Raw genomic sequence first — 19,002 nt, forward strand, 5'->3', positions numbered from 1 at the left:
GCTTTGTGGGGAGTCAAGCTCAGGCCGGGCCAATCCCCTCCGCCCCCATTTCGCCGCGCTCGCGCATGGCGGCGGCCAGTTTGGCGGGTTCCAGCAGGCTGGCGTCCGGCCCAAAACGGACCCTGACGGCGCGCTGCACCAGCCAGATGGCGGCGAACACGCCCACCAGACTGATGACCAGCCCCGGCACGCGCATGATGGCGTTGACGGCGGCGATCTGGGCGTTAAAATCGTCGCTGCCGAATTTGGCGGTCACGCGGTCATAGTTGACGACGCTGTTGATCACGCCGCCGATCAGGTCCACCACCGCGAAGACCACCGTTCCCAGCACCAGTCCCCGGTGAACGCCAGGGTCGCGCATGGCCTGCTGCGTGGCGGCGCGGTCCTCCGGCTTCTCGCCGATGCTGGCGGCGTCCAGAAACACACGAAACAGCGGTACGGACGTCGCGGCGCTGATCAGAAACAGGATGCCGGTCAGGTAAGAACGCGCGCTGTCCTTGATGGCGTACCAGAAGCCATCCACATACCAGAAGGCCAGCGCCCCCGAGAAGATTGCCCCCGCTCCGCCGATCAGGGCCACCGGACTGACGTTGCGGTTGACACTCAGATCCCACAGGACATACACCACCGGAATCAGCGCGGCCAGCAGGTAGGCCCGCACGTTGCCGGTGGTCCCGCCCCCGAACACCTGCTCGGCGATGCTGATGCCGCTGCCCAGGATGTTGGGACTGAGGATCAGAATGGGAATGACCAGCGTGAAGACCAGATCCCAGACGGTCTTGGGAACGCGGGTGCGGGCTTTTTTGGGGGGGGTGGCGGCGGGTTTGGATTGGGAAGCCGGGTCGCTCATACGGCGCGCATTGTCTCACCTCGGGGTGAGGGCCATAAGTTCTGCACGCACGAAGCGTTCGCGGCCCGCCAGGTCAGGATGAACTTCGGCGGCCCAGCCCTGAATGCATAGCTCGGCGGCAAGGGCGGGGGCATTGCGCGGGTCCAGCTCCAGCCACAGCACGCCCGCCGGGGCCAGGGCGGCGCGGGCCTGCGGCATCAGGCGGCGGGCCAGGGCCAGACCATCCGGGCCGGAATACAGCGCCAGATCGGGATCGTGCCGCACTTCCGGCTCGGCGTGGGCGCGGTCACCCTCGGGCAGATACGGCAGATTCGCCAGAATCAGATCAAAGGGGCCGGAGATACTGGTCAGTAGATCGCTTTCGACGAACTCCACATCCAGCCCGTTCAGCGCCGCGTTTTCCCGTGCCAGCGCCAGGGCATCGGCGCTGAGATCGCCCGCCAGCACCGCCGCATCTGGCCTCGCCCCCTGGACCCCCAGCGCCAGCGCCCCCGTCCCCGTGCCCACATCGACCACACGCGGCGCAACGACCGCCCTCAGATCAGCCAGCGCCAGAGAGAGCAGCCATTCCGTCTCTGGTCTGGGAATCAGCGCCCGCCGGTCCACCCGGAGCTGCACGCCGCCCCAGTCCACCGTTCCCAGCAGATGTTGCACAGGCACACGCGCGGCCCGTTGCCGGAGCAATTGGGCCAGACGTTCAGCGTCGGCCCCACCCACTTCCTCTGTCCCGCGCAGTAGGAAGGCCGTGGCAGAGAGGTCCAGCGCGTGCAACACCAGCGCCCGCGCATCGACTTCCGGCGAGGGGACGCCCGCCGCACGCAGGGTCCGGACGGCGGCGGCGAGGTGATCCCGGAGATTCAACTTCCCCGCGCCTTCATTCCGCCGCCAGCCGCTCCACACGCGCGCCTAGGCCGGTCAGGACCTCGTATTCGTTGGTGCCACCCCAGCCCGCCACGTCGCTGACGGTGACGCCGTCCGGCCCCCAGAAACGCACGGAGTCGCCCACCTCCACCCGCAAATCGGTCACGTCCACCATGCACTGGTCCATGCAGATGCGGCCCACCACCGGGCGGCGCTCGCCCGCCACGGTCACCTGGGCCTGCCCCGTGGCGTTGCGCGGAAAGCCGTCGGCGTACCCGAAGCCCACGGTGGCCAGCAGGGTGTCGCGCGGGGCGTGCCACAGGCCACCGTAGCTGACGCTCTCGCCCGCGCGGGCGGTGTGCAGGTGCGTGATCTCGGCGTCCAGGGTCATGACCGGCGTCAGGGGCAGCACCTCTTTCAGGTGCGGTGGCGCAAAGCCGTAGGAGGCCAGACCGGGCCGCGCCAGCCCCATCCCCGGCAGCGCCCCCAGGCTGAGGATGCCGCCGCCGTTGGAGGCGTGCGCGAGGACGGATGGCAGCTCAGCCAGCACCGCCTGAAAGCGCCGGAACTGCTCCCAGGCAAACTCCAGGTCCGGCTCGTCGGAAGTGGCGAAGTGGGTGTACGCCCCCTCCAGCACGCCGCGCTCGGCCAGCCGCTGCCCGATTCGCACGGCGTCCCTGGGCCGCGCGCCCAGACGGTTCATGCCGGTGTCCACCTTCAGGTGCGCGCGGGCGTGGGCAGGCAGGGCCTCGGCCTCCTCTAACGAGGCGACAGGCAGGCGCACGCCCAGATCGGCCAGCACCGCGACCTCGGCGGGACGTGGCGGGGTCAGCAGCAGGATGGGCTTGCCAAGGCCCAGGGCCGCCAGCGCTCCGGCCTCCTGCGGCGTCGCCACCGCCAGCCCCCACACGTCGGAATGCCCGGCGGCCACGCGCGCCACGATCTCCAGGCCGTGGCCGTAGGCGTCGGCCTTGACGGGCAGCAGCAACGGCACGAGGGCGCGGCGGGACAGCGCGCGCAGATTGCCCTCAAGGGCGGCGGCGGACGTGCGGGCATGGGCGCGGGCGTAGAGCATCTCGGTGCCGATGCTAGCGCGGGGTGGGCGTGTATGATTTTTGCAGTCATGCGCAACGTCTTTCCCCGCTGCTTCACCCGCCGCCTACCCACCGGTTTTGCCGCTCTCACCGCACTGCTGTTCTCGCCAGTGTTCTCGCCAGTCGCCGTCGCCCAGACCGGGGGCAGCCCGGTAGGGGGTCTGCTGCCGCTGGTGTCGGTGGGCGAGAAATGGATTCAGGACGTGGAGACTTACACCCTCCAGATCTCGCCGCAGGACGCCGGGAAACCGCTGGGGCTGGAAATCTACTCGCCCGGCTTTAACCTGGCCGATTACGTGGACGGGCGGCGCGCGGCGGGGTACTTCGGCGACGAGCTGTACAAGAAGAACGAGGCGTTTACCACCACCTTTACCCTGGTCGGCCCCGGCGGCACGGTGGCCGAGCGGCGTTACGGCCAGAACCGCGAACACACCTGGGACAGCCTGTTCGCGGGCGGCCTCGGGGCCGGGACATACACGCTGCGGGTCAACAGCAAGGGCGACGGCAAGAACTCGTATGCGCTGCGGGTGGCCTCGCCGTTTGCGCTGGAAACCAGCGACTTCACCGTCAACGCCCGCAGCAACACGCCCGAGCCGCTGCTGGCCGCCCGCCTGAACGTGACCGCCGACTGGGTGGGCAAGACCGTGGGCATCCTGAATTACGACATCGACGGCCCGGCAGAGGCCGAGACCTTCGTGGTGCAGCCGGGGGGCAAGCGCGCGGACCTGACGCCCAGCGACAACGGCAGGACCGCCACCGACCGCTTTACCATCACCCCGGAAATGGTAGGCGAGTGGCAGGTCTTTATCCGGGTGCTGCCCACCAGCAAGCAGTACAGCAACTCGGTGCGCTACTCGTTCCGGCTGAATGACCAGCCGGTCACGGCGCGGGTCGGAGGCTTCAACCCGCCCCCGGCAGCCAGGATCGAAAACCAGTTGCTGGTGGACGTGGTGGACCCGCAGGGCCGCCCGATTGCGGGGGCGTCGTACACGCTGGTGGGCGAGAGCAGCGTGCGCCCGCAACTGCCGCCCGGCTACGTGCCGATCAGCTCCAGCATCGTGCAGGGCACCGGCAACATCGTCTCGCCCACAGAGGTGCGCTACCAGCCGGGCTTCACCAAGATCCGTTTCGTGGCCCGCGCGCCCGAGGGGCAACTGGCCGTGGACGCCGTGGCGCTCTACGGCGATCAGCGCATTCCCCTGACCGGGGTGCCCTTCGAGGTGGCCGGGCGCACCCTGAATACCCCTGCCAGCGTGCCGCTCCCGCCCGGCGATTACCCGGTCAAGCCCACCCCGGTGCCCGGCAGCACCTTCACGCCGCCGCTGCCGGGCCGCGTCACGGACGGCGCGGCGGGCAGGGTGACCATCGAGTACCGGGTGCGGACCGACGTGACCCTGATTACCGTCCCGGACATCCTGAACGCCTGCGACGTGACGCAACTGACCGCCAGCGCCCGCACCGATTTTCCGTACCGCCTGCCGGGCCGCCTGAAGCTGAACCTGCCCACCGGCTGGACCAGCGACTACCCGCTGGAGACCTCCGGCGAGTTCAGCGGGGGCCAGCCGCTCAAATTGAAACTGCCGGTGCGCGTGTGCCGCAGCGACACCGCCGAGGCCGTGCTGGACCCGGTGGGTCTGCGGACCACCGGCACGGCGCGGGTCCAGAGTCCCGCCGGGGCGAACGTGACCCGCAGCGTGCAGGGGGGCGCGCGGGCCAGCCTGACCAAGAACGTGAACGCGGGCGCGCAGAACTACCAGGTCACGCTGGTCTTCACGGTGGACAGCACGCTGGAAAATGTCCGCCTGATCGATCCGCTGCCGGGCGGCGGCAGCACCCCCGCCGTGCGCGGCCCACTGCAACTCCAGGGGCCGAGTCTGGCGAATGTCCAGCCGCGCGTGGACGGCGACGCCATTGTGCTGAACCGGGTGATTCCGGGCACCTACACCCTGACCTACACGCTGTTCAGTGACCTTCCGGCAGACCGGGTGGTGACCCCGCCGGATCTAGGCTGGTAGGCACTGAGGTTAGAGGGTAAGGCTTCCAGAAGAGACGGGAGCCTCACCCTTCTCCAGCCGGGTCAGTGCCCGCCGCAAGTGTTCCAGATGCGCGCCGTGCCACTCCGTTTTGTCCTGCACGGCGGGCTGGATGCCGTCCACGTAGCCCAGCGCGCGCAGCAGTTCGCCCGCCGTCAGAGCGTCGTTGAACAGGGCGCGAAGTTCTTCCAGCGGCGCGAAATCGGTCCAGGCGTGCAGGTAGGCGGCGGTGGCGGCGGCCAATGCCTCAAGTTGAGACTCGCCGAGGTCATCCATTTCCCCGAAGCCCAGGAAATACGCCGGACTGGCGTCCAGAAAGGGATGCGTGACACACACGTCGGACCAGTCCAGGAACGTAAAACGGCCCCCACGCTCCACCACGTTCCCGCCGTGCAGGTCGCCGTGCCCCAGCGTGCACGGCAGCGGACTGGCGCTCAGGCGGCGCAGGGCGGCCTCCAGTTCTGGAGCGTGGGAGCGCAGGCGTTCAGCTTCCCCGGGCGTGAATCCGCCCTCCTGACCCGTCAGCAGCGTTGCATCCGAGAGCAGACGGTCCAGCCACGACAGCACGTGGTCCGGCCCCCGGTCACGCAGCGCCCAGCCGTCCAGCAGCGGCAGGCTGGCCCGCTGAATGCCCGCGAGATGCCGCATGACCGCGCTCAGGTCAGGCGTGTCGTTCTCCTCACCCGCATCCCGGAGCAGCAGAAAGCCGCGCCGTGTATCGGCGGCCAGCACGCTCGGGGCCGCGCCGGGCAGCTCGCGCGCCAGCAGGGGCGTGACCTCCACCTCGCGCCGGAAGAAGTCGGGGACGGCCTTGAAGTAGACCCGCCCGCCGGACGTATCCACCCGCCACAGCACGCTGATCTGCCCGTGCTTGAGGACGCTGGGCTGACCGGCCTGGCCCTGCCGCGTCCAGCCCTGCGCGGCCAGTTCGGCGTCCAGCCAGGCCAGGGCGGCGGCGTGCCAGCCGGGGCGCATCCACGGCGCGTTGCCGGGTGGGCTGTGGGCGGTGTCAACCCACGCCCGCTCCCGCTGCGGCAGTCCGGAGATGGGCTGCCAGTCCAGTTCCAGCCCGTCCGCCGCCTCCAGATGCCACACCGACTCGGCGCGGCGCACGCCCGCCACCTCACCGAAATATTTGAAATATAGCCGTCGCAGGAGCGTCCCAGACAGGCCCGCCTCCCGCGCCGCTTCCAGCACGTTCGCGCCGTAGTACGAGGTCTGGGCGGTGGTCAGGCTATGCAGGGCCACTTCCTCGCCGCGCGTGAACAGCAGGGTCAGCGTGGTTTCACGGCGCAGGGTGGGGGAAGCGCTGGGCATGGGGTCAGCCTCCCACACGCCCCACCCGGCGCGCATCCGCCGATTGGCCCAGGTGGTTGATTGGCCCAGGTTGAGCCATCCGGGGCAGAATGGGACCATGACCGATCCCGAACGTGAATTGAACTTTGCCCGCGAGATCATCGGCCAGCGGGGCTTCCGCGACGTGCCCGCAGGTGAGGTGCTGCGCGAGGCCGAGCGGCTGCTGAACAGTTGGATGGCTGGCGAGATGCGCATGGAGCGCCCCAAACTGTATGACCACTACGCCCTGCTGTTTCTGGCCCTGCTCCAGCAGAACCGGGAGCTGGAGGCGCGTCTGGCAGCCCTGGAAGCCCGCGATGTCTGACCCCATAACCAGGGTCAAGGTCTGCGGCACCACTTCCGTCGCGGACGCCGTGCTGTCGGCTCAGGCGGGCGCGGACGCGCTGGGCTTCATCTTCGCGCCGGTCAGCAAGCGGCTGGTGACTCCGCAGGTGGCGCGCGAGGCGGGCCTGAGCGTGGGGCCAGCCGTGGCGCGGGTGGGCGTTTTTCTGGATCAGGGGCTGGACGAGGTGCTGCGCACGGCGGAGGCGGCGCGGGTGTTGGCAGTGCAGCTTCACGGTCCCCTGTCTGAAGCTTTTGTGCGCGCGGTGGCCGACTTCTATCCGGTGCTGCGCGTGCTGCGCCCCGCCGATCTGGCACCCGGGGCAGAGCTGTGGGCCGGTGTTCCCGCCGTAACCCTGATGCTCGACGCCCCCCAGCCGGGCGGCGGTGTCCCGCTGGACTGGGAGAGCCTGCGCCAGGCGTTTCCCCCCGGTACCTGGCTGGCCGGGGGGCTGGGACCGTGGAACGTGGCAGGGGCCATCCGGGTCCTGCGGCCCGCTGCGGTGGACGCGGTGAGCCACCTGGAAGCCCGTCCTGGCGTGAAGGACCCGGCGAAGGTGACGGCCTTTATCCAGGCCGTGCGGGCGGCGCTGCCCCAGGTTATCCACAGTGAAACGGGAGGCTGTGGATAACTTCGGGGGCTGTGCAGGCTGCCTCATATCAACGTTTAATGCTGTTCCAGACGGACAAAACGAGCTCTTTCAGTCGGCCTGGCCTTCAAGTTATCCACACCTTATCCACAAGCCCTGTGGACAAAATTGTGGATAACTTTCAGCCCGGAGGTGCTTCCAACCCGGTTGCTGCGCTGTTCACGGGGGCCAGCCCGAACCACGCGGCGATGAGGCCCCCGGCCTCCACCACGTCCGCCGCCGCGCCCAGCTCCACTCCCACCCCGGCAAACGGCACGCGGGCGACGGTGTGCGATTTGGTGTGCAGATCTTCCAGATTGCCGTGATCGCTGCCCAGCACCACCCGCGCCCCGGCGTCCAGCAGGCCTGCCAGTAAGGCGTCCACGCGGTCCAGATACGCGAAGGCCGCCGCACGGGCGTTGGCGGGCGGCCCAGCCGCGCGTCCCAGGTGGCCCAGCAGGTCTCCGAACCACAGATCCGCCACGATCAGGTCATGATTCTGGGCAGCCCTGGCCAGTGCCTGACCCAGCCGCGACACCTCGGCGGGGCTTTGCATGGCGGCGAAGGGTTCGCGGTAGCCCAGGCCCAGCGTCGCGCCCAGCGGCGGCACGCCCGGCGGATTCAGGGGCAGGCCCGCCGCCGTGAATGAGAAGGGAAAACAGCCCATGCGGGGCCGCCGCGCCTGCGCCTCCAGATACTGCGGGACGTAATGGTTGGCCAGCGCCGCGCGCAAACCTACCGCCTTCAGGCGCGCGGGCAGGCTGGAATGCCGCAGCAGCCGTTGCAACGTCGGCCCCGGATGCGGCCCGAAGTGTTCACCCATGTAGCGCACAGCGTCCAGCCCGGTCAGCCAGCAGCTCTGGCCGGTGCCAGACTGCGGCAGGCCGGGGACTCCCAGCGTGGCGTCCAGGGCCAGTCCGGCGTCAATCAATGGGCGCAGCGCGGGCAGCTCCTGCTCCCACACGCTGCCGGGCGGCGCGTCTGCCGGGTGGCCCACGCCGTCCAGGGCCAGCCAGACCACGCCGCTCAGGAGAACTCCATCGGATCAGCTTACGGCGAGAATGGGACGTTCAGGCTCCGGTCACCGTCGGGCGGCTGCGCAGATAGATGGCCCATTGCCCCGCCTGATCGCCGTAGCTCTGAGCGACGCGCCCCAACTCGGCAGGAGTCACGTCGCCATAGACGGGCCGGGCGGCGGGCAGCACTTCCTTGCTCAGCAGCCCGTCCGCCGTCTCCAATGCCTCGCTGCGCCCCAGCCCCCTCACCAGGATAAAGAGGGCGCTCCAGTCGCCGACGCCGTACAGGCCCAGCAGCCACCCACGCAGTTCATCAGTGGATTGACGGTGCAACTCGGCCTCGCTCATCCCGGCGAAGGCCCGCGTGACTTCCAGCAGCGCGCGGGCCTTGCGCCCGTTGCCCACCAGGGTCTGAACACCTGCCTCGTCCAGCCCGGCCAGATCGGCGGGTTCGGGAAAGGCGGGCAGACCTTGCCACTCGCCGCCTGCCTGCGCCGTCAGCGCCCGCTTGAGCCGCAACGCCTGCGCGTTCGGCAGCCGCTGGGTCAGGATCGCCCAGCACGCCACCTCGTAAGGTGTCAGGAACTGGGGCTGGTGAAAGCCGTGCATGGTCTCCAGCACAGGTTTGAAGGCGGCGTCCTGCTCTGCCAGCGCGTAGAACGGGCGCAGATCACCCCGCGTCCCCAGAAAGCGGGCCAGGCGTTCCAGCAGCTCCGCCGTTTCCGCCCCGGGTAGCGCCCGTTCTGGGTGGAGGGTGCATGCCAGGCTTTCCTGCCCGTCCTGCCGCACCACGAAACCCACCGTTTGCCCATTCAGCCGGGTGGCCTTGCGGAGTTCGCCCGCCGTACCCTGCTCGCCGCTCGGGGGCGGAAAGCCGTCCAGAAAGGCCAGCGTGTGGCGCAGGTCAAACGGCCCGATAACGGGCAGACGGTGAATGCTCACGGCTGCGCCTGGTGGAAGGTCAGTGCGTGGCCGTCCGGCGTCCGCACGCTGAACATCCGTCCAAACGGGCCGTCCTGCGGCGGCTGAGTGACCTGCGCGCCCGCCGCCGTGATCTGCGCGTGGTAAGTGTCGGCGTCGGGAACGGCGAACCAGAGGGTCGCGCCCGCGCCGGAGTGATCCCTGACCTCGTGCGGCAGGGATTCGCGCAGGGCCAGACTCGCGCCGCCCGCGTGGGTGAAGACGGCGGCGTTGGGCGGGCCTGGAGTAGTCTCGAAGCCCAGGACTTCGGTGTAATAGCGGCGGGCAGCGGGCAGTTCTTTGGTGTGCAGGGCGATAAAATCAAGGTTGGTTTTCATGATGGTGCCTCCTGATCCCCAGTCTGCTGCCCGGCCAGTGACATCCCTATGTCAGTAGCGATTGGGTCAGCAGCATCCGCCGCGCTTCCTCCAGCACCCGCTCGCGCAAACTGGGCGGCTCCAGCACGCGCACGCCCGCGCCCCAGGACAGCACCCAGGGCAGCACGGCCTGAAGGTCACGGACTTGCAGCGTCACTTCCAGGCCGTCCTCAAACCCCCTGATTTCCGTCTGAAAAAAGCTGGGACGCTCGCGCACGGCGCGGCCCAGTTCGGCGGGAAAGCGCAGGCGCACCGTCAGGCCCAGCGGCTCGCGACGGGGTTCGGGCCAGGCGTGCCGCACCGGATCGCGCTCAAAAGTTTCTTCGATCATCTGAAGATTCTCCATACGGCTCAGGCGAAAGGTGCGCCGCTCGCCCCGCGCCGGATCGAAACTGCCCAGCAGCCACGCACCGTGCAGATGCACCAGCCGCAGCGGATGGACCTGCCGGGCCTCCGGGGGCCGCGACGGTTTGTGGTACACGAAGCGGACGACCCGCTGTCCCAGCACGGCCCCGCGCAGCACGCGCAGGCGGTCGGCATCTGCCGCATCATCGGGCGCGACGATTCGCAGGTGATCCCGAAGCCGCTGCACCTCCTCCCGCCGCCCGTCCGGCAGCGCCGCCCGCAATTTCTTGAGGGCCACCTCTGCCGCGCCCGCGTACTCGGCGTCGAAGGCTCCGCGCACCGCATCTGCGCCCAGGCACAGCATCACCGCTTCCTCGGTCGTGAAGTGCAGCGGCGGCAGAAAATAACCCGGCATCAGCGAGTAGCCGCGCCCCGACACGCTTAGGACGGGCACGCCGGCCTCGTTCAGCGCCGCCACGTCACGGTAGACCGTGCGCACACTGACGCCGAAGGTTCGAGCCAGCGCCCCCGCCGGAGTCCAGCCCTCGCCGCGCAGCTCCAGCAGCAGGGCGAACAGACGGTCCGTGCGGTTCATGCGTCAGTATGTGCCGTTCTTCAGCCGACACGCTAAAATCGCTGGAGGTCCGGCAGGAAAGGCCACGGCGTTGTTCGGGGGCCGGAAGGAGAGTAGACATGGCAAATCTGGACGCCCTGAGTTTCATGGACGGCTTTCTGATGGCCCGCACCGTGCTGGGCGACTCGCGGCAGGAGGCGCTGGCCGACTGGGACGCGCGGCTGGGCGAGATGTTCACCGACTTACAAGGCGACTACGCGCGGCAGAAGCTCGGCTTCAAGACCGAAATCGCCTATACCGAGGACTTTGTGAAGACCCTGCCGGAACTGGAAAGCTGGTTCTCGGGGATGGCCTTCGTCTTTCTGTCGGACAGGGCTTACCAACGCCGTCTGGAGGCGCTGGAAGACACCGAGATCGGGCAGATGGGCTGGCAATTTCAGGCCATCTGCCGGAGCTTCATGGTGGCCGGGCCGATCGCCAGGGGCCGCCGGGCCAGTCCGGAGGACCAGAAGCTGCTGCCGGATTTCAAACGGGCGCTGGACAAGTTCCTATCGGAACTGCGGCGCTACGGCCTTCGCAAACGCCTGGATTACGTGGGCAGCATCCTGGGACTGCTGGAAGGCGTGGCGCACGCGCCGTTGCCAGTAGAACCGTCGCCAGCAGCTCAGGCTGAATCCTGACGACAGCACGGGAACGGCCCGTCATCAGGTTGCTCCGCGCTACACGCCCTTGCGCGGATCGAACACGTCGCGCAGGCCGTCGCCCAGCAGGTTAAAGGCCAGCACCGTGATTAAAATGGCGAGGGCCGGGGCACTGGACGCCCACGGAGCCTGCGCGATGTAATTGCGGGTCTCAGAGACCATCGCGCCCCATTCGGGGGTGGGGGGCTGCGCGCCAAAACCGATAAAGCCCAGCCCGGCGGCGGTCAGGATGGCGTTGCCCACGTCAAAACTGCCCTGCACCAGCAGCGGGGCCAGCGAGTTGGGCAGCAGGTGCCGGAAGGCCACGCGGCTCTGGGAGCTGCCCAGGGCGCGGGCGGCCTCCACGAACTCGCGCTCGCGCAGGGCCAGCACCTGGGCGCGGATCAATCGGGCATAGGTGGGCCACGACACCAGCGCCACGGCGATCATCACGTTGGTCAGGCTCGGCCCCAGCGCCGCCGAGATTGCCATCGCCAGGATCAGGCTGGGAAAGGCCAGAAAGACGTCGGTGACGCGCATGATCACCTCGTCCCACCAGCCGCCCAACAGCCCGGCGATCAGCCCCGCCGCCGAACCCACCAGCAGCGAGGCCAGCATGACGCTGACGCCGATGCCCAGCGAGATGCGCGAGCCGCTGACCACCCGCGTCAGCACGTCGCGGCCCAGTTGATCGGTGCCCAGCAAATGCGTGCTGGAAGGGGGAGAGAGCCGCGCGGCCAGATCCTGCGCGCTGGGACTGCCCACAAAAAACGGCCCCAGTACCGCGATCAGCAGCAGCGCCACCAGTAGCACCAGCCCGATCATGGCCCCGCTGTTGCGCCGGAAACGCCGCCAGACCGCGCTGCCCGTGCCGCTCTCGGAGGTCAGGGCAGCGGTCATGAGAAGCTGATCCGGGGGTCGAAGAAGCCGTAGGCCAGGTCCACCAGCAGGTTGACCACCGAGTACGCCAGCCCGGCGATCAGGGTGACGCCCATCACTGCCGGAAAGTCCAGGCTGATGGCCGAGGTAGTGGCGTACCCGCCGATGCCCGGCCACGAGAAGATGGTCTCGGTGAGCACCGCGCCGGTCAGCAGGCTGCCGAAGAGGCTGCCCAGCACGGTCAAAACGGGCAGCGCCGCGTTGCGAACCGCATGCTTGCCCAGCACCCGCGAAGGAGTTAAGCCCTTGGAGCGCGCCGTGCGAATGTAGTCCTGGGACAGCACCTCCAGCAGCGCGCTGCGGGTCATGCGTGTCAGCAGCGCCGCCGAGTACGCGCCCAGCACCAGCGCGGGCAGGATCAGGTGCCGCAGCCCGTCCCAGAACACCGCCGTGTCGTGGGCCAGCAGACTGTCGATCAGCACCAGCCCGGTATGCGTGGGCGGCGGCAGGCTGTACACGTCCAGGCGGCCCGGCCCCGGCAACCATCCCAGGCGTTCGTGGAACAGCGTCAGCGCCAGAATCGCCAGCCAGTACACGGGGGTTGCCCCGCCCAGCAGCGCGAAGGTGCGGGCCAGCAGATCCGGCGGACGGCCCTGCCACAGCGCCGCGATCACCCCCAGCGGCAGGCCGATCAAGAGCGCGAAGACTACCGCCACCAGCGTCAGCTCCAGCGTGGCCGGAAAGAAGGCGCGCAGATCGCTGACGATGCCGCTCTGGGTCCGCAGCGAGGTCCCCATATCGCCGCGCAGCAGTTGGCCCATGTAGATCACGTACTGCGTCGCCAGCGGCTTGTTCAGGCCGTTGCGCTCGCGGAAGTCGGCCAGTTGTTCCTCGCGGGCGTTGTTGCCCATCGCCGCCGCCGCCGGATCGGAGGGCAGCGCGTGCGAGATCAGGAACGCGCCCAGGGTCACGCCCCACAGCACCAGGACCATCAAAGCGAGGCGGCGCAGAATATAGGTCAGCAATGGAGCCTCCTGAGATTGGGTGGCGAATATCTTCTCTCTCTCCCTTGAGGCGGGAGATGTCCCGGAGGGACAGAGGGGGTGAGCGGGCCGGGCGTGCCAGAGCCGGTCTTCTTAATCGGCCCAGATTTGATTTGAGGGGGCACGGCGATGTGCCACGTCTCACCCCCTCCCAGCCTCCCCCCTCAAGGAAGCTAAAAACACCAGTTCGAGAGATTTCCCCGCATCACCCAGCCCCAATGCAGGGGAGGCGGCCCGCCCATTTCTCCGCGTGCCGCCTCCCGTGGTCATCCGCTTACTTCTTGCTGATCTTCTCGAACTGCACGTCGCCGTTGGCATTGCGGTTGAAGCCCTGAATGCCGGTCTGGGTCACGATGGGCTTGTACGGCTGATACAGGATGGCGAAGGGGCCGTCCTTGGCCAGCAGCGCCGTGAGCTGCCCGTACTGCGCCAGTCGCTTGGCGGCGTTGGATTCGATGGCCGCCGTCTGCGCCAGCTTGCCCGCCGCCGCGTTGTTCCAACTGTTGCGCCACGCCAGCGATTTAGCGGCGTAGTCGCTCAGCGGGGTGCCGTTGCCGTCGGCGTCGGGGTAATCGGGACTCCAGTCGGCCTGGATCAGCGTGGCCTTCTGGGCGCGGTAGGTGGTATACAGCTCGGAATTGACCATCTGCTTGATGTTGGCCTTGATGCCGATCTTGGCGAGGTCCGATTGCACCTTGGCGGCCAGATCCTGGCACGGCACCCCGCCCGAACACGAGCCGGTGCTGACTAGAAAATCCACGCTGAAGCCATTCGCCTTGCCCGCCGCCTTGAGCAGTTCCTTAGCCCTGGCGATGTTGTACGGGTAATAGATCTTGGGGTCCGATCCGGCCAGCCCAATCGGCACGATGGTCTGCGTCTTGCGGCCCAGGCCCTGGAGCAGGCTGTCGATCATGCCGTCCTGATCGATGGCGTACCTGACCGCCTCGCGCACGCGGGCGTCCTCGAAGGGCGAACCCTTGGCCGAATTCATGCCCAGGTACGACAGCGAGAAGGTCTCGGCCTTCAGCGCCCTGAGTTTGGGATTGCTCTGCGCGGCCTTAAAGGCGTCGGGCGTGTAGTTCCAGGCCACGTCGATCTCGCCGGAGTTCAGCGAGCTTTGCTGCGCGGCGGATTCGGCCATGTAGCGCAGGATCACGCGCTTGATGTTGGGCGATTTGCGAAAGGCGTTGGGGTTGACGTCCAGCGCCACCTGCGCGCTGCGGTCCCAGCGGTTGAGCATAAATGGCCCGCTGCCCGCCGAGTGGTCCTTGAGCCAGGCCGTACCGAAGTCGCCCGCCTTCTCGTGCGCCTTGGCCTCGGTGGAGTCGATCACGCCCGCCACGTTAAAGGTCAGCAGCGCCAGCACGATATTCGGGTTGGCGGTCTTGGGAATGTCCATGACCACCGTCTTGGCGTCGGGCGCGCTCAGCGACTTGGCAGTGATGTTCGCCACGTCGGTCAGCAGAAAGCTGGACGGCGTTTTCAGGGCGATCACGCGGGTCAGGGAGTAGATCACGTCGGCGGCGGTGACGGTGCGTCCGGTGCTGAATTTGGCGTCCCGCAGCTTGAAGGTAATCCGCGAGCCGCTGGCCGTGGGCGTGACCGTCCAGCTCGACGCCAGCCGGGGCTTCAGGGTCTTGAGATCGTTGCCCTCGTAAATCACCAGCGTGTCGTACAGGTTGCCCGCCACCAGCGAGCCGCTGAATTCATAGGACGCGCCGGGGTCCAGCGTGATCAGATCGGAAAAGTCGCCGCCGATGACCAGCGTGCTTTCCCGCTGGGCGCTTGCCAGCGACAGGCCCGCGCTCAGGGCCAGCGCCAGGCCCCACGAGAACATTTGACGCTTGCGGGCGGACACGGCTTGCTGGGACATAGGTTCCTCCATTTGGAACACAGATTTGGACCACAGTTGGGACTCGGGTGAATGGGGCAAACAACGTCTAATTCACGCTTTTAGGACTGACACCCCGCCAGAAATGGGGCGCTGACTTCAGCGATACGGAGCGTGAGGCGGTCAGGCCCAACATACTCTCAATTTGAAATCGCTCCCTCAGGCCGTGTTGCCCCCACCGGGAAGGCGGTGCCAGCCGCCTTCCGATATGCCAACATCGGCCCTGTCGATGACTCCGCCTGCCCTCTCTCTCCCCTCCCCCGCCGTGATCGCCCTGATCGGCGCGCCTGCTGCGGGCAAAAGCACCCTTGCGGCGCGGCATTTCCAGCCCCCGGAAGTCTTGTCGGGCGATTTCTCGCCGGAGCTGGGGCGCAGGCTGGCGCGCGGCGAACTGAGCGTGATCGACGCGCCGCTGACCCGCCCCGACGAGCGGCGGCGCGTGCTGGAGGCCGCCCGCGCCCATGACCTGCCCGCCGTGGCGCTGGTCCTCGATCTTCCCCGGCAGGTGCTGGAGGACCGGGCGGCGCGTCTGGGCCGTGACCCGGCCAGTGTGCTGCCCGAATTTGGAGAACTGCGCCGTACCCTGGGCGGCCTCCAGAAAGAGGGCTTCCGCCAGATTCACGTCCTGCGCTCGGTGGCCGAGGTGGACGCCGTACAGATTGTGCGCGTGCCGCTGCCGCCGGACCGGCGCGACTTGCCCGGCCCCTTCGATGTCATCGGCGACGTGCATGGCTGCCTGCCGGAGCTGCTGGAGCTGCTGGAAACGCTCGGTTATATCGTCAACGGGGCAGAGATCAGGCCGCCAGCGGGCCGCACTGCCGTTTTTCTGGGCGATCTGACCGACCGGGGACCGGACAGCGCGGGCGTGCTGCGCGTGGTCATGAATATGGTGACGTCGGGCGCGGCGCTGTGCGTGCCGGGAAACCACGACGAGAAACTGGCCCGCGCGCTAGGTGGCAAGGCGGTCAGGGCGATGCACGGGCTGGAGGGGACGCTGGCGCAGTTGGACGCGGCGGGCGAGGATTTTAAGGCCGGGGTCCGCGCTTTTATCTCTACCCTCCCCAGCCATCTGGTGCTGGACGCCGGGCGAGTCGTCGTGGCCCACGCGGGACTGCCCACGCGGTATCAGGGCCGGACCTCTGGCCGGGTCCGCAGTTTCGCGCTGTACGGCGACGTGGACGGCACGTATGACGAGCTGGGCCTGCCCATCCGCCGCGACTGGGCCGCCGACTATCGTGGCGAGGCCATCGTGGTCTACGGCCATACGCCCGTGGCCGCGCCGCGCTGGGTCAACCGCACCGTGGACATCGACACCGGCTGCGCGTTCGGCGGCGCACTCACGGCCCTGCGTTACCCGGAGTTGGAATTTGTCAGCGTGTCCGCCCACCAGCAGTACGTCGCCCCACCGCGCCCGCTGCCGCTGCTGGGACCGGAGGACGGGACGCCAGAATTGATTTAAGGCATTTGTCAAAAGAGTCGTTCACTTTTGACCGAACAAAGTGAGTGAATTTCGCCGAGCATTTGGGACTGGCACAGCTCCGCAGGAGAGGATGGAAGCATCGGGAAAGGAGACTCCCGATGCTGTCATTCGGACAGATGCTTTAAACCACCCCCGGCACAAAGCGCTTCGTCCGCCTGCGGTAGGCGGCGTAGTGCGGAAAGCGCGCCAGCAGCGCCGTTTCCTCGCGGGCGGACTTGAAGTGCAGCAGCGCGGCCAGGGCGACGGTCCAGCCCAGCGCTTCCCGGCTGCCCCAGAACAAGGCCCAGCCCAGACTGATGGCCAGCAGGCTGCTGTAAATCGGATGGCGAACCCGCGCGTACAGACCGTCCGTGACCAGTTGCGCCGTGTCGGTCGGTTCGGGCATGACGCTGAAGCCCTGGCCCAGGCTGCGCCCGCCGCCCACGACAACTGCGCCGCCCAGCACCACCAGGGTCAGGCCCGCCCCCTTTTGAAGACGGCTGACCCTGCCGCCCCGCCATGCGCCGACAAACACCAGCCCAATCAGAGCGAATTGCGCGGCCACCAGAGCGCCACCGCGCTGGCGGAAGCGTCGGAAGCGGCTCTGGGCAGTCATGCGCGAATCCTATCCCGCCGTCACCACGCCGTCCCGCACACTCAGGCGGTAGTGCGCCAGCGCCGCGACTTCTGGATCGTGGGTGATCAGCACCACGCGGCGGCCCTCGGCGGCGGCCCCGGTCAGCAGCGACAGCACCAGTTCGCCGGTCTTGCTGTCCAGGTTGCCCGTCGGCTCGTCGGCCAGCAGGATACCGGGATCGCGGGCCAGGGCGCGGGCAATCGCCACGCGCTGGGCCTCGCCGCCCGAGAGCTGGTTGGGCAGGTGTCCGGCGCGGTTTTCCAGGCCCACCAGCGCCAGCAATTCTCGCGCCCGCGCCCGGCGTTCTCTAGGCGGCAACCCCGCCAGCGTCAGCGGAAACTCCACGTTCTCCTGCGCGCTCAGGATGCTGACCAGATTGTGGTTCTGGAACACGAAGCCGTAGTGCGCCAGCCGGAAGTCGGCCCGCGCCGGTTCGGAGAGGGTGGTCAGGTTCACGTCGCCCACCCGGACATGCCCGGTGCTGGGCGTATCGAAGCCCGCCAGCAGATTCAGCAGCGTACTCTTGCCGCTGCCCGACGGCCCCACCACCGCCGTCATCCCCGGCGGAAAGGTATGTGTGAAGGAGGCCAGCGCCCGCACCTGCCCCTCGCCGCTGGGATAGACGCGCGACAGGTTCTCGACGTGCAGGGGCGGGGTGTTGGAGGTCTGAACCTCAGTCTTCTGTGTGGTGGGCGCCGTCATCACACCCTCCCCAGCGCTTCGGTGATGTTCAGGCGGCTGGCGGTGCGGGCGGGCAGCAGGCCCGACACCAGGCCCAGAAACAGGCTGATCCCCAGCGCCAGCAGCACCAGCCGGGGCGTCAGTGCGGCGGCGTCGATGCCGGCCAGCTTCTGGGTGTACAGGTTGACGCCCCAGATGCCCACCAGGCCCACGATCACGCCGCCCACGCCGCCCACCAGCGACAGCAGCAGCGACTCGCTGAGGACCAGCGCCCGCACGAAACCGGGCCGCGCCCCGATGGCCCGCAGCGTGCCGAATTCGCGGGTGCGCTCGAAGACGCCCATCATCACCGTGTTCGCCACCGCCAGCCCGCCCACGATCAATGAGATCAAGGAGATGCCGAAGCGCACCGCGTCGCTGATCTTCAGCGCCCGTTCCACGAAGCTCAGAAAGTCCGACTGGGTGGACGCTTCCAGATCCAGTTTTTCAGACAGCGAGGTGGCCACCTCGCGCGCCTGACGGGGATTGTCCAGCTTGACGGCCACCAGCGAGACGCGGCCCTCTGCGCCCTCCGACTTTTGCAGGGTCTTTAGCGGCAAAAAGATGAAATTGTCTACCAGCCCGGATTCGGGGGCCAGCACGCCCACCACCTGCGCCTTGTTGCGGCGGTTAAGGTTGAGGGTGCTGCCCACCTTGAGGTTCAGGTTCTGCGCCGCCTTTGCCCCCAGCACGGCCACGCCCTGCCCCTCGTCGGCGGGTGTGAAGCCCCGGCCCTGCGCCGCCGACAAATTGGGAAACACCGCCCCGATGCCCTGCGCGGCGGGCAGGCCATACAGCACGACGCTCTGCGACACGTCCAGGCTGCCGCGAATGGTCATGACCACCGGGGTCACGGTCTTGATGCCCAGCTCCGGGGCCAGCGCCTGGATGTCGGCCACGGCCCTGTCGGGCAGGTTGGGCTGCGGCGCGAAGCCCTGCGTGAAGCCGCTTAAGCTCACCTGAATATCCGGCCCGATGCCGCCGAGCTGCTCCACGAAGACCTTGCGGATGCCCTCGCCCAGCGACAGGAAAATCACCATGCTGGCCACCGCCACCGTGATGCCCAGCGCGGTCAGGCCGGTCCGCACCCGCCGCCGCGTCAGCCCGCGCCAGGCCAGCCCCCACAAATCCGTCCATTTCATTGCGCTCAGGCTACCGCCCAGACGCTGGGGCAGATGGTACGCGCGGCGCAGGTAGGGGGCCGGGGCCGGGTCACGCAGACACAATTACGCAGGCACGATCACGCAGGCACGATCACACAGGCACGATCACACAGG

The 19,002-nt window shown here is 68.2% G+C and carries 19 protein-coding genes; 5 read left to right on the plus strand and 14 right to left on the minus strand.

Annotated elements, in window-relative coordinates; genetic code table 11:
• Positions 1–19: 19 nt before the first annotated feature.
• The 3 genes from Q322_RS0109885 to alr are packed head-to-tail and all read right to left on the minus strand — an operon-like array spanning position 20 to position 2,786.
• A complete protein-coding gene (locus Q322_RS0109885; RefSeq protein ID WP_029477751.1) occupies positions 20–850 on the minus strand; it encodes a VC0807 family protein in 831 nt (276 codons plus the stop codon).
• Positions 851–865: 15 nt separating this feature from the next.
• Positions 866–1,711, minus strand: coding sequence for a peptide chain release factor N(5)-glutamine methyltransferase (gene prmC, locus Q322_RS0109890; protein WP_029477752.1), 846 nt, complete (start codon positions 1,709–1,711; stop codon positions 866–868).
• Positions 1,712–1,724: 13 nt separating this feature from the next.
• Positions 1,725–2,786, minus strand: a complete 1,062-nt coding sequence (gene alr, locus Q322_RS0109895) for an alanine racemase (protein WP_029477753.1) — start codon at positions 2,784–2,786, stop codon at positions 1,725–1,727.
• 48 nt (positions 2,787–2,834) lie between these two features.
• Between alr and Q322_RS0109900 the strand changes: the two genes are divergently transcribed.
• Positions 2,835–4,820, plus strand: coding sequence for a hypothetical protein (locus Q322_RS0109900; protein WP_029477754.1), 1,986 nt, complete (start codon positions 2,835–2,837; stop codon positions 4,818–4,820).
• 9 nt (positions 4,821–4,829) lie between these two features.
• On the opposite strand, the gene Q322_RS0109905 is transcribed toward Q322_RS0109900, so the two are convergent.
• The gene (locus Q322_RS0109905) at positions 4,830–6,155 is read right to left on the minus strand and encodes an aminoglycoside phosphotransferase family protein (protein ID WP_162176606.1); all 1,326 of its coding nucleotides are present in this window, start codon (positions 6,153–6,155) and stop codon (positions 4,830–4,832) included.
• A gap of 97 nt (positions 6,156–6,252) precedes the next feature.
• On the opposite strand from Q322_RS0109905, the gene Q322_RS0109910 reads away from it, so the two are divergent.
• Complete coding sequence (locus tag Q322_RS0109910) at positions 6,253–6,498, plus strand: hypothetical protein (protein WP_029477756.1); 246 nt, start codon at positions 6,253–6,255, stop codon at positions 6,496–6,498.
• Positions 6,491–7,147: a phosphoribosylanthranilate isomerase gene (locus Q322_RS0109915; protein ID WP_029477757.1), complete on the plus strand. Its 657-nt coding sequence runs from the start codon at positions 6,491–6,493 to the stop codon at positions 7,145–7,147. The genes Q322_RS0109910 and Q322_RS0109915 overlap by 8 nt, the downstream gene beginning before the upstream one ends.
• Positions 7,148–7,286: 139 nt before the next feature.
• Here the strand turns inward: Q322_RS0109915 and Q322_RS0109920 are convergent, their stop codons facing one another.
• The 4 genes from Q322_RS0109920 to Q322_RS0109935 are packed head-to-tail and all read right to left on the minus strand — an operon-like array spanning position 7,287 to position 10,437.
• The gene (locus Q322_RS0109920; RefSeq protein ID WP_029477758.1) at positions 7,287–8,174 is read right to left on the minus strand and encodes an alkaline phosphatase family protein; all 888 of its coding nucleotides are present in this window, start codon (positions 8,172–8,174) and stop codon (positions 7,287–7,289) included.
• Positions 8,175–8,214: 40 nt separating this feature from the next.
• Entirely contained in the window at positions 8,215–9,102 is an 888-nt protein-coding gene (locus Q322_RS20855; protein WP_051668412.1) for a DNA-3-methyladenine glycosylase family protein, read from the minus strand.
• Positions 9,099–9,458 (minus strand): VOC family protein, encoded by a 360-nt coding sequence (locus Q322_RS0109930; protein WP_029477760.1) that lies wholly within the window; start codon positions 9,456–9,458, stop codon positions 9,099–9,101. The genes Q322_RS20855 and Q322_RS0109930 overlap by 4 nt, the downstream gene beginning before the upstream one ends.
• A gap of 46 nt (positions 9,459–9,504) precedes the next feature.
• Positions 9,505–10,437, minus strand: coding sequence for a helix-turn-helix transcriptional regulator (locus Q322_RS0109935; RefSeq protein WP_029477761.1), 933 nt, complete (start codon positions 10,435–10,437; stop codon positions 9,505–9,507).
• A 98-nt stretch (positions 10,438–10,535) separates the two neighbouring features.
• Here Q322_RS0109935 and Q322_RS0109940 point away from each other — a divergent pair, with 98 nt between their 5' ends.
• The gene (locus Q322_RS0109940; protein ID WP_029477762.1) at positions 10,536–11,096 is read left to right on the plus strand and encodes a hypothetical protein; all 561 of its coding nucleotides are present in this window, start codon (positions 10,536–10,538) and stop codon (positions 11,094–11,096) included.
• Between the two features lie 39 nt (positions 11,097–11,135).
• Here the strand turns inward: Q322_RS0109940 and nikC are convergent, their stop codons facing one another.
• From nikC to Q322_RS0109955, 3 genes are all read right to left on the minus strand, one after another.
• Entirely contained in the window at positions 11,136–11,996 is an 861-nt protein-coding gene (gene nikC / locus Q322_RS0109945; RefSeq protein ID WP_029477763.1) for a nickel transporter permease, read from the minus strand.
• Positions 11,993–13,000 carry an ABC transporter permease gene (locus tag Q322_RS0109950; RefSeq protein ID WP_029477764.1) on the minus strand — a complete coding sequence of 336 codons (1,008 nt, stop codon included), beginning with the start codon at positions 12,998–13,000 and terminating at the stop codon, positions 11,993–11,995. The genes nikC and Q322_RS0109950 overlap by 4 nt, the downstream gene beginning before the upstream one ends.
• Before the next feature lie 292 nt (positions 13,001–13,292).
• Complete coding sequence (locus Q322_RS0109955; protein WP_245593207.1) at positions 13,293–14,891, minus strand: ABC transporter substrate-binding protein; 1,599 nt, start codon at positions 14,889–14,891, stop codon at positions 13,293–13,295.
• 247 nt (positions 14,892–15,138) lie between these two features.
• On the opposite strand from Q322_RS0109955, the gene Q322_RS0109960 reads away from it, so the two are divergent.
• Positions 15,139–16,368 (plus strand): metallophosphoesterase, encoded by a 1,230-nt coding sequence (locus tag Q322_RS0109960; RefSeq protein ID WP_245593208.1) that lies wholly within the window; start codon positions 15,139–15,141, stop codon positions 16,366–16,368.
• Positions 16,369–16,510: 142 nt separating this feature from the next.
• On the opposite strand, the gene Q322_RS0109965 is transcribed toward Q322_RS0109960, so the two are convergent.
• From Q322_RS0109965 to Q322_RS0109975, 3 genes are read right to left on the minus strand one after another with little or no spacing between them, the layout of a single operon-like run.
• Complete coding sequence (locus tag Q322_RS0109965; protein ID WP_029477767.1) at positions 16,511–16,984, minus strand: methyltransferase family protein; 474 nt, start codon at positions 16,982–16,984, stop codon at positions 16,511–16,513.
• A gap of 9 nt (positions 16,985–16,993) precedes the next feature.
• Entirely contained in the window at positions 16,994–17,707 is a 714-nt protein-coding gene (locus Q322_RS0109970) for an ABC transporter ATP-binding protein (RefSeq protein ID WP_051668414.1), read from the minus strand.
• Entirely contained in the window at positions 17,707–18,867 is a 1,161-nt protein-coding gene (locus Q322_RS0109975) for an ABC transporter permease (RefSeq protein ID WP_029477769.1), read from the minus strand. Before Q322_RS0109975 ends, Q322_RS0109970 begins: the two co-directional genes overlap by 1 nt.
• Positions 18,868–19,002 lie beyond the last annotated feature (135 nt).

This window comes from Deinococcus frigens DSM 12807 (assembly GCF_000701425.1).
Classification (GTDB): Bacteria; Deinococcota; Deinococci; order Deinococcales; family Deinococcaceae; genus Deinococcus; species Deinococcus frigens.

What these genes read in the sequence shown, in the direction of transcription:
- Q322_RS0109940 (WP_029477762.1), top strand. Translation starts at nt 10,536, where the DNA reads ATGGCAAATCTGGACGCCCTGAGTTTCATGGACGGCTTTCTGATGGCC.
- Q322_RS0109910 (WP_029477756.1), top strand. Translation starts at nt 6,253, where the DNA reads ATGACCGATCCCGAACGTGAATTGAACTTTGCCCGCGAGATCATCGGC.
- Q322_RS0109900 (WP_029477754.1), top strand. Translation starts at nt 2,835, where the DNA reads ATGCGCAACGTCTTTCCCCGCTGCTTCACCCGCCGCCTACCCACCGGT.
- nikC (WP_029477763.1), bottom strand. Translation starts at nt 11,996, where the DNA reads ATGACCGCTGCCCTGACCTCCGAGAGCGGCACGGGCAGCGCGGTCTGG.
- Q322_RS0109965 (WP_029477767.1), bottom strand. Translation starts at nt 16,984, where the DNA reads ATGACTGCCCAGAGCCGCTTCCGACGCTTCCGCCAGCGCGGTGGCGCT.
- alr (WP_029477753.1), bottom strand. Translation starts at nt 2,786, where the DNA reads ATGCTCTACGCCCGCGCCCATGCCCGCACGTCCGCCGCCGCCCTTGAG.
- Q322_RS0109975 (WP_029477769.1), bottom strand. Translation starts at nt 18,867, where the DNA reads ATGAAATGGACGGATTTGTGGGGGCTGGCCTGGCGCGGGCTGACGCGG.
- Q322_RS0109970 (WP_051668414.1), bottom strand. Translation starts at nt 17,707, where the DNA reads ATGACGGCGCCCACCACACAGAAGACTGAGGTTCAGACCTCCAACACC.
- Q322_RS0109885 (WP_029477751.1), bottom strand. Translation starts at nt 850, where the DNA reads ATGAGCGACCCGGCTTCCCAATCCAAACCCGCCGCCACCCCCCCCAAA.
- Q322_RS0109935 (WP_029477761.1), bottom strand. Translation starts at nt 10,437, where the DNA reads ATGAACCGCACGGACCGTCTGTTCGCCCTGCTGCTGGAGCTGCGCGGC.
- Q322_RS0109955 (WP_245593207.1), bottom strand. Translation starts at nt 14,891, where the DNA reads ATGTCCCAGCAAGCCGTGTCCGCCCGCAAGCGTCAAATGTTCTCGTGG.
- Q322_RS0109930 (WP_029477760.1), bottom strand. Translation starts at nt 9,458, where the DNA reads ATGAAAACCAACCTTGATTTTATCGCCCTGCACACCAAAGAACTGCCC.
- Q322_RS0109905 (WP_162176606.1), bottom strand. Translation starts at nt 6,155, where the DNA reads ATGCCCAGCGCTTCCCCCACCCTGCGCCGTGAAACCACGCTGACCCTG.
- Q322_RS0109960 (WP_245593208.1), top strand. Translation starts at nt 15,139, where the DNA reads ATGACTCCGCCTGCCCTCTCTCTCCCCTCCCCCGCCGTGATCGCCCTG.
- Q322_RS0109915 (WP_029477757.1), top strand. Translation starts at nt 6,491, where the DNA reads ATGTCTGACCCCATAACCAGGGTCAAGGTCTGCGGCACCACTTCCGTC.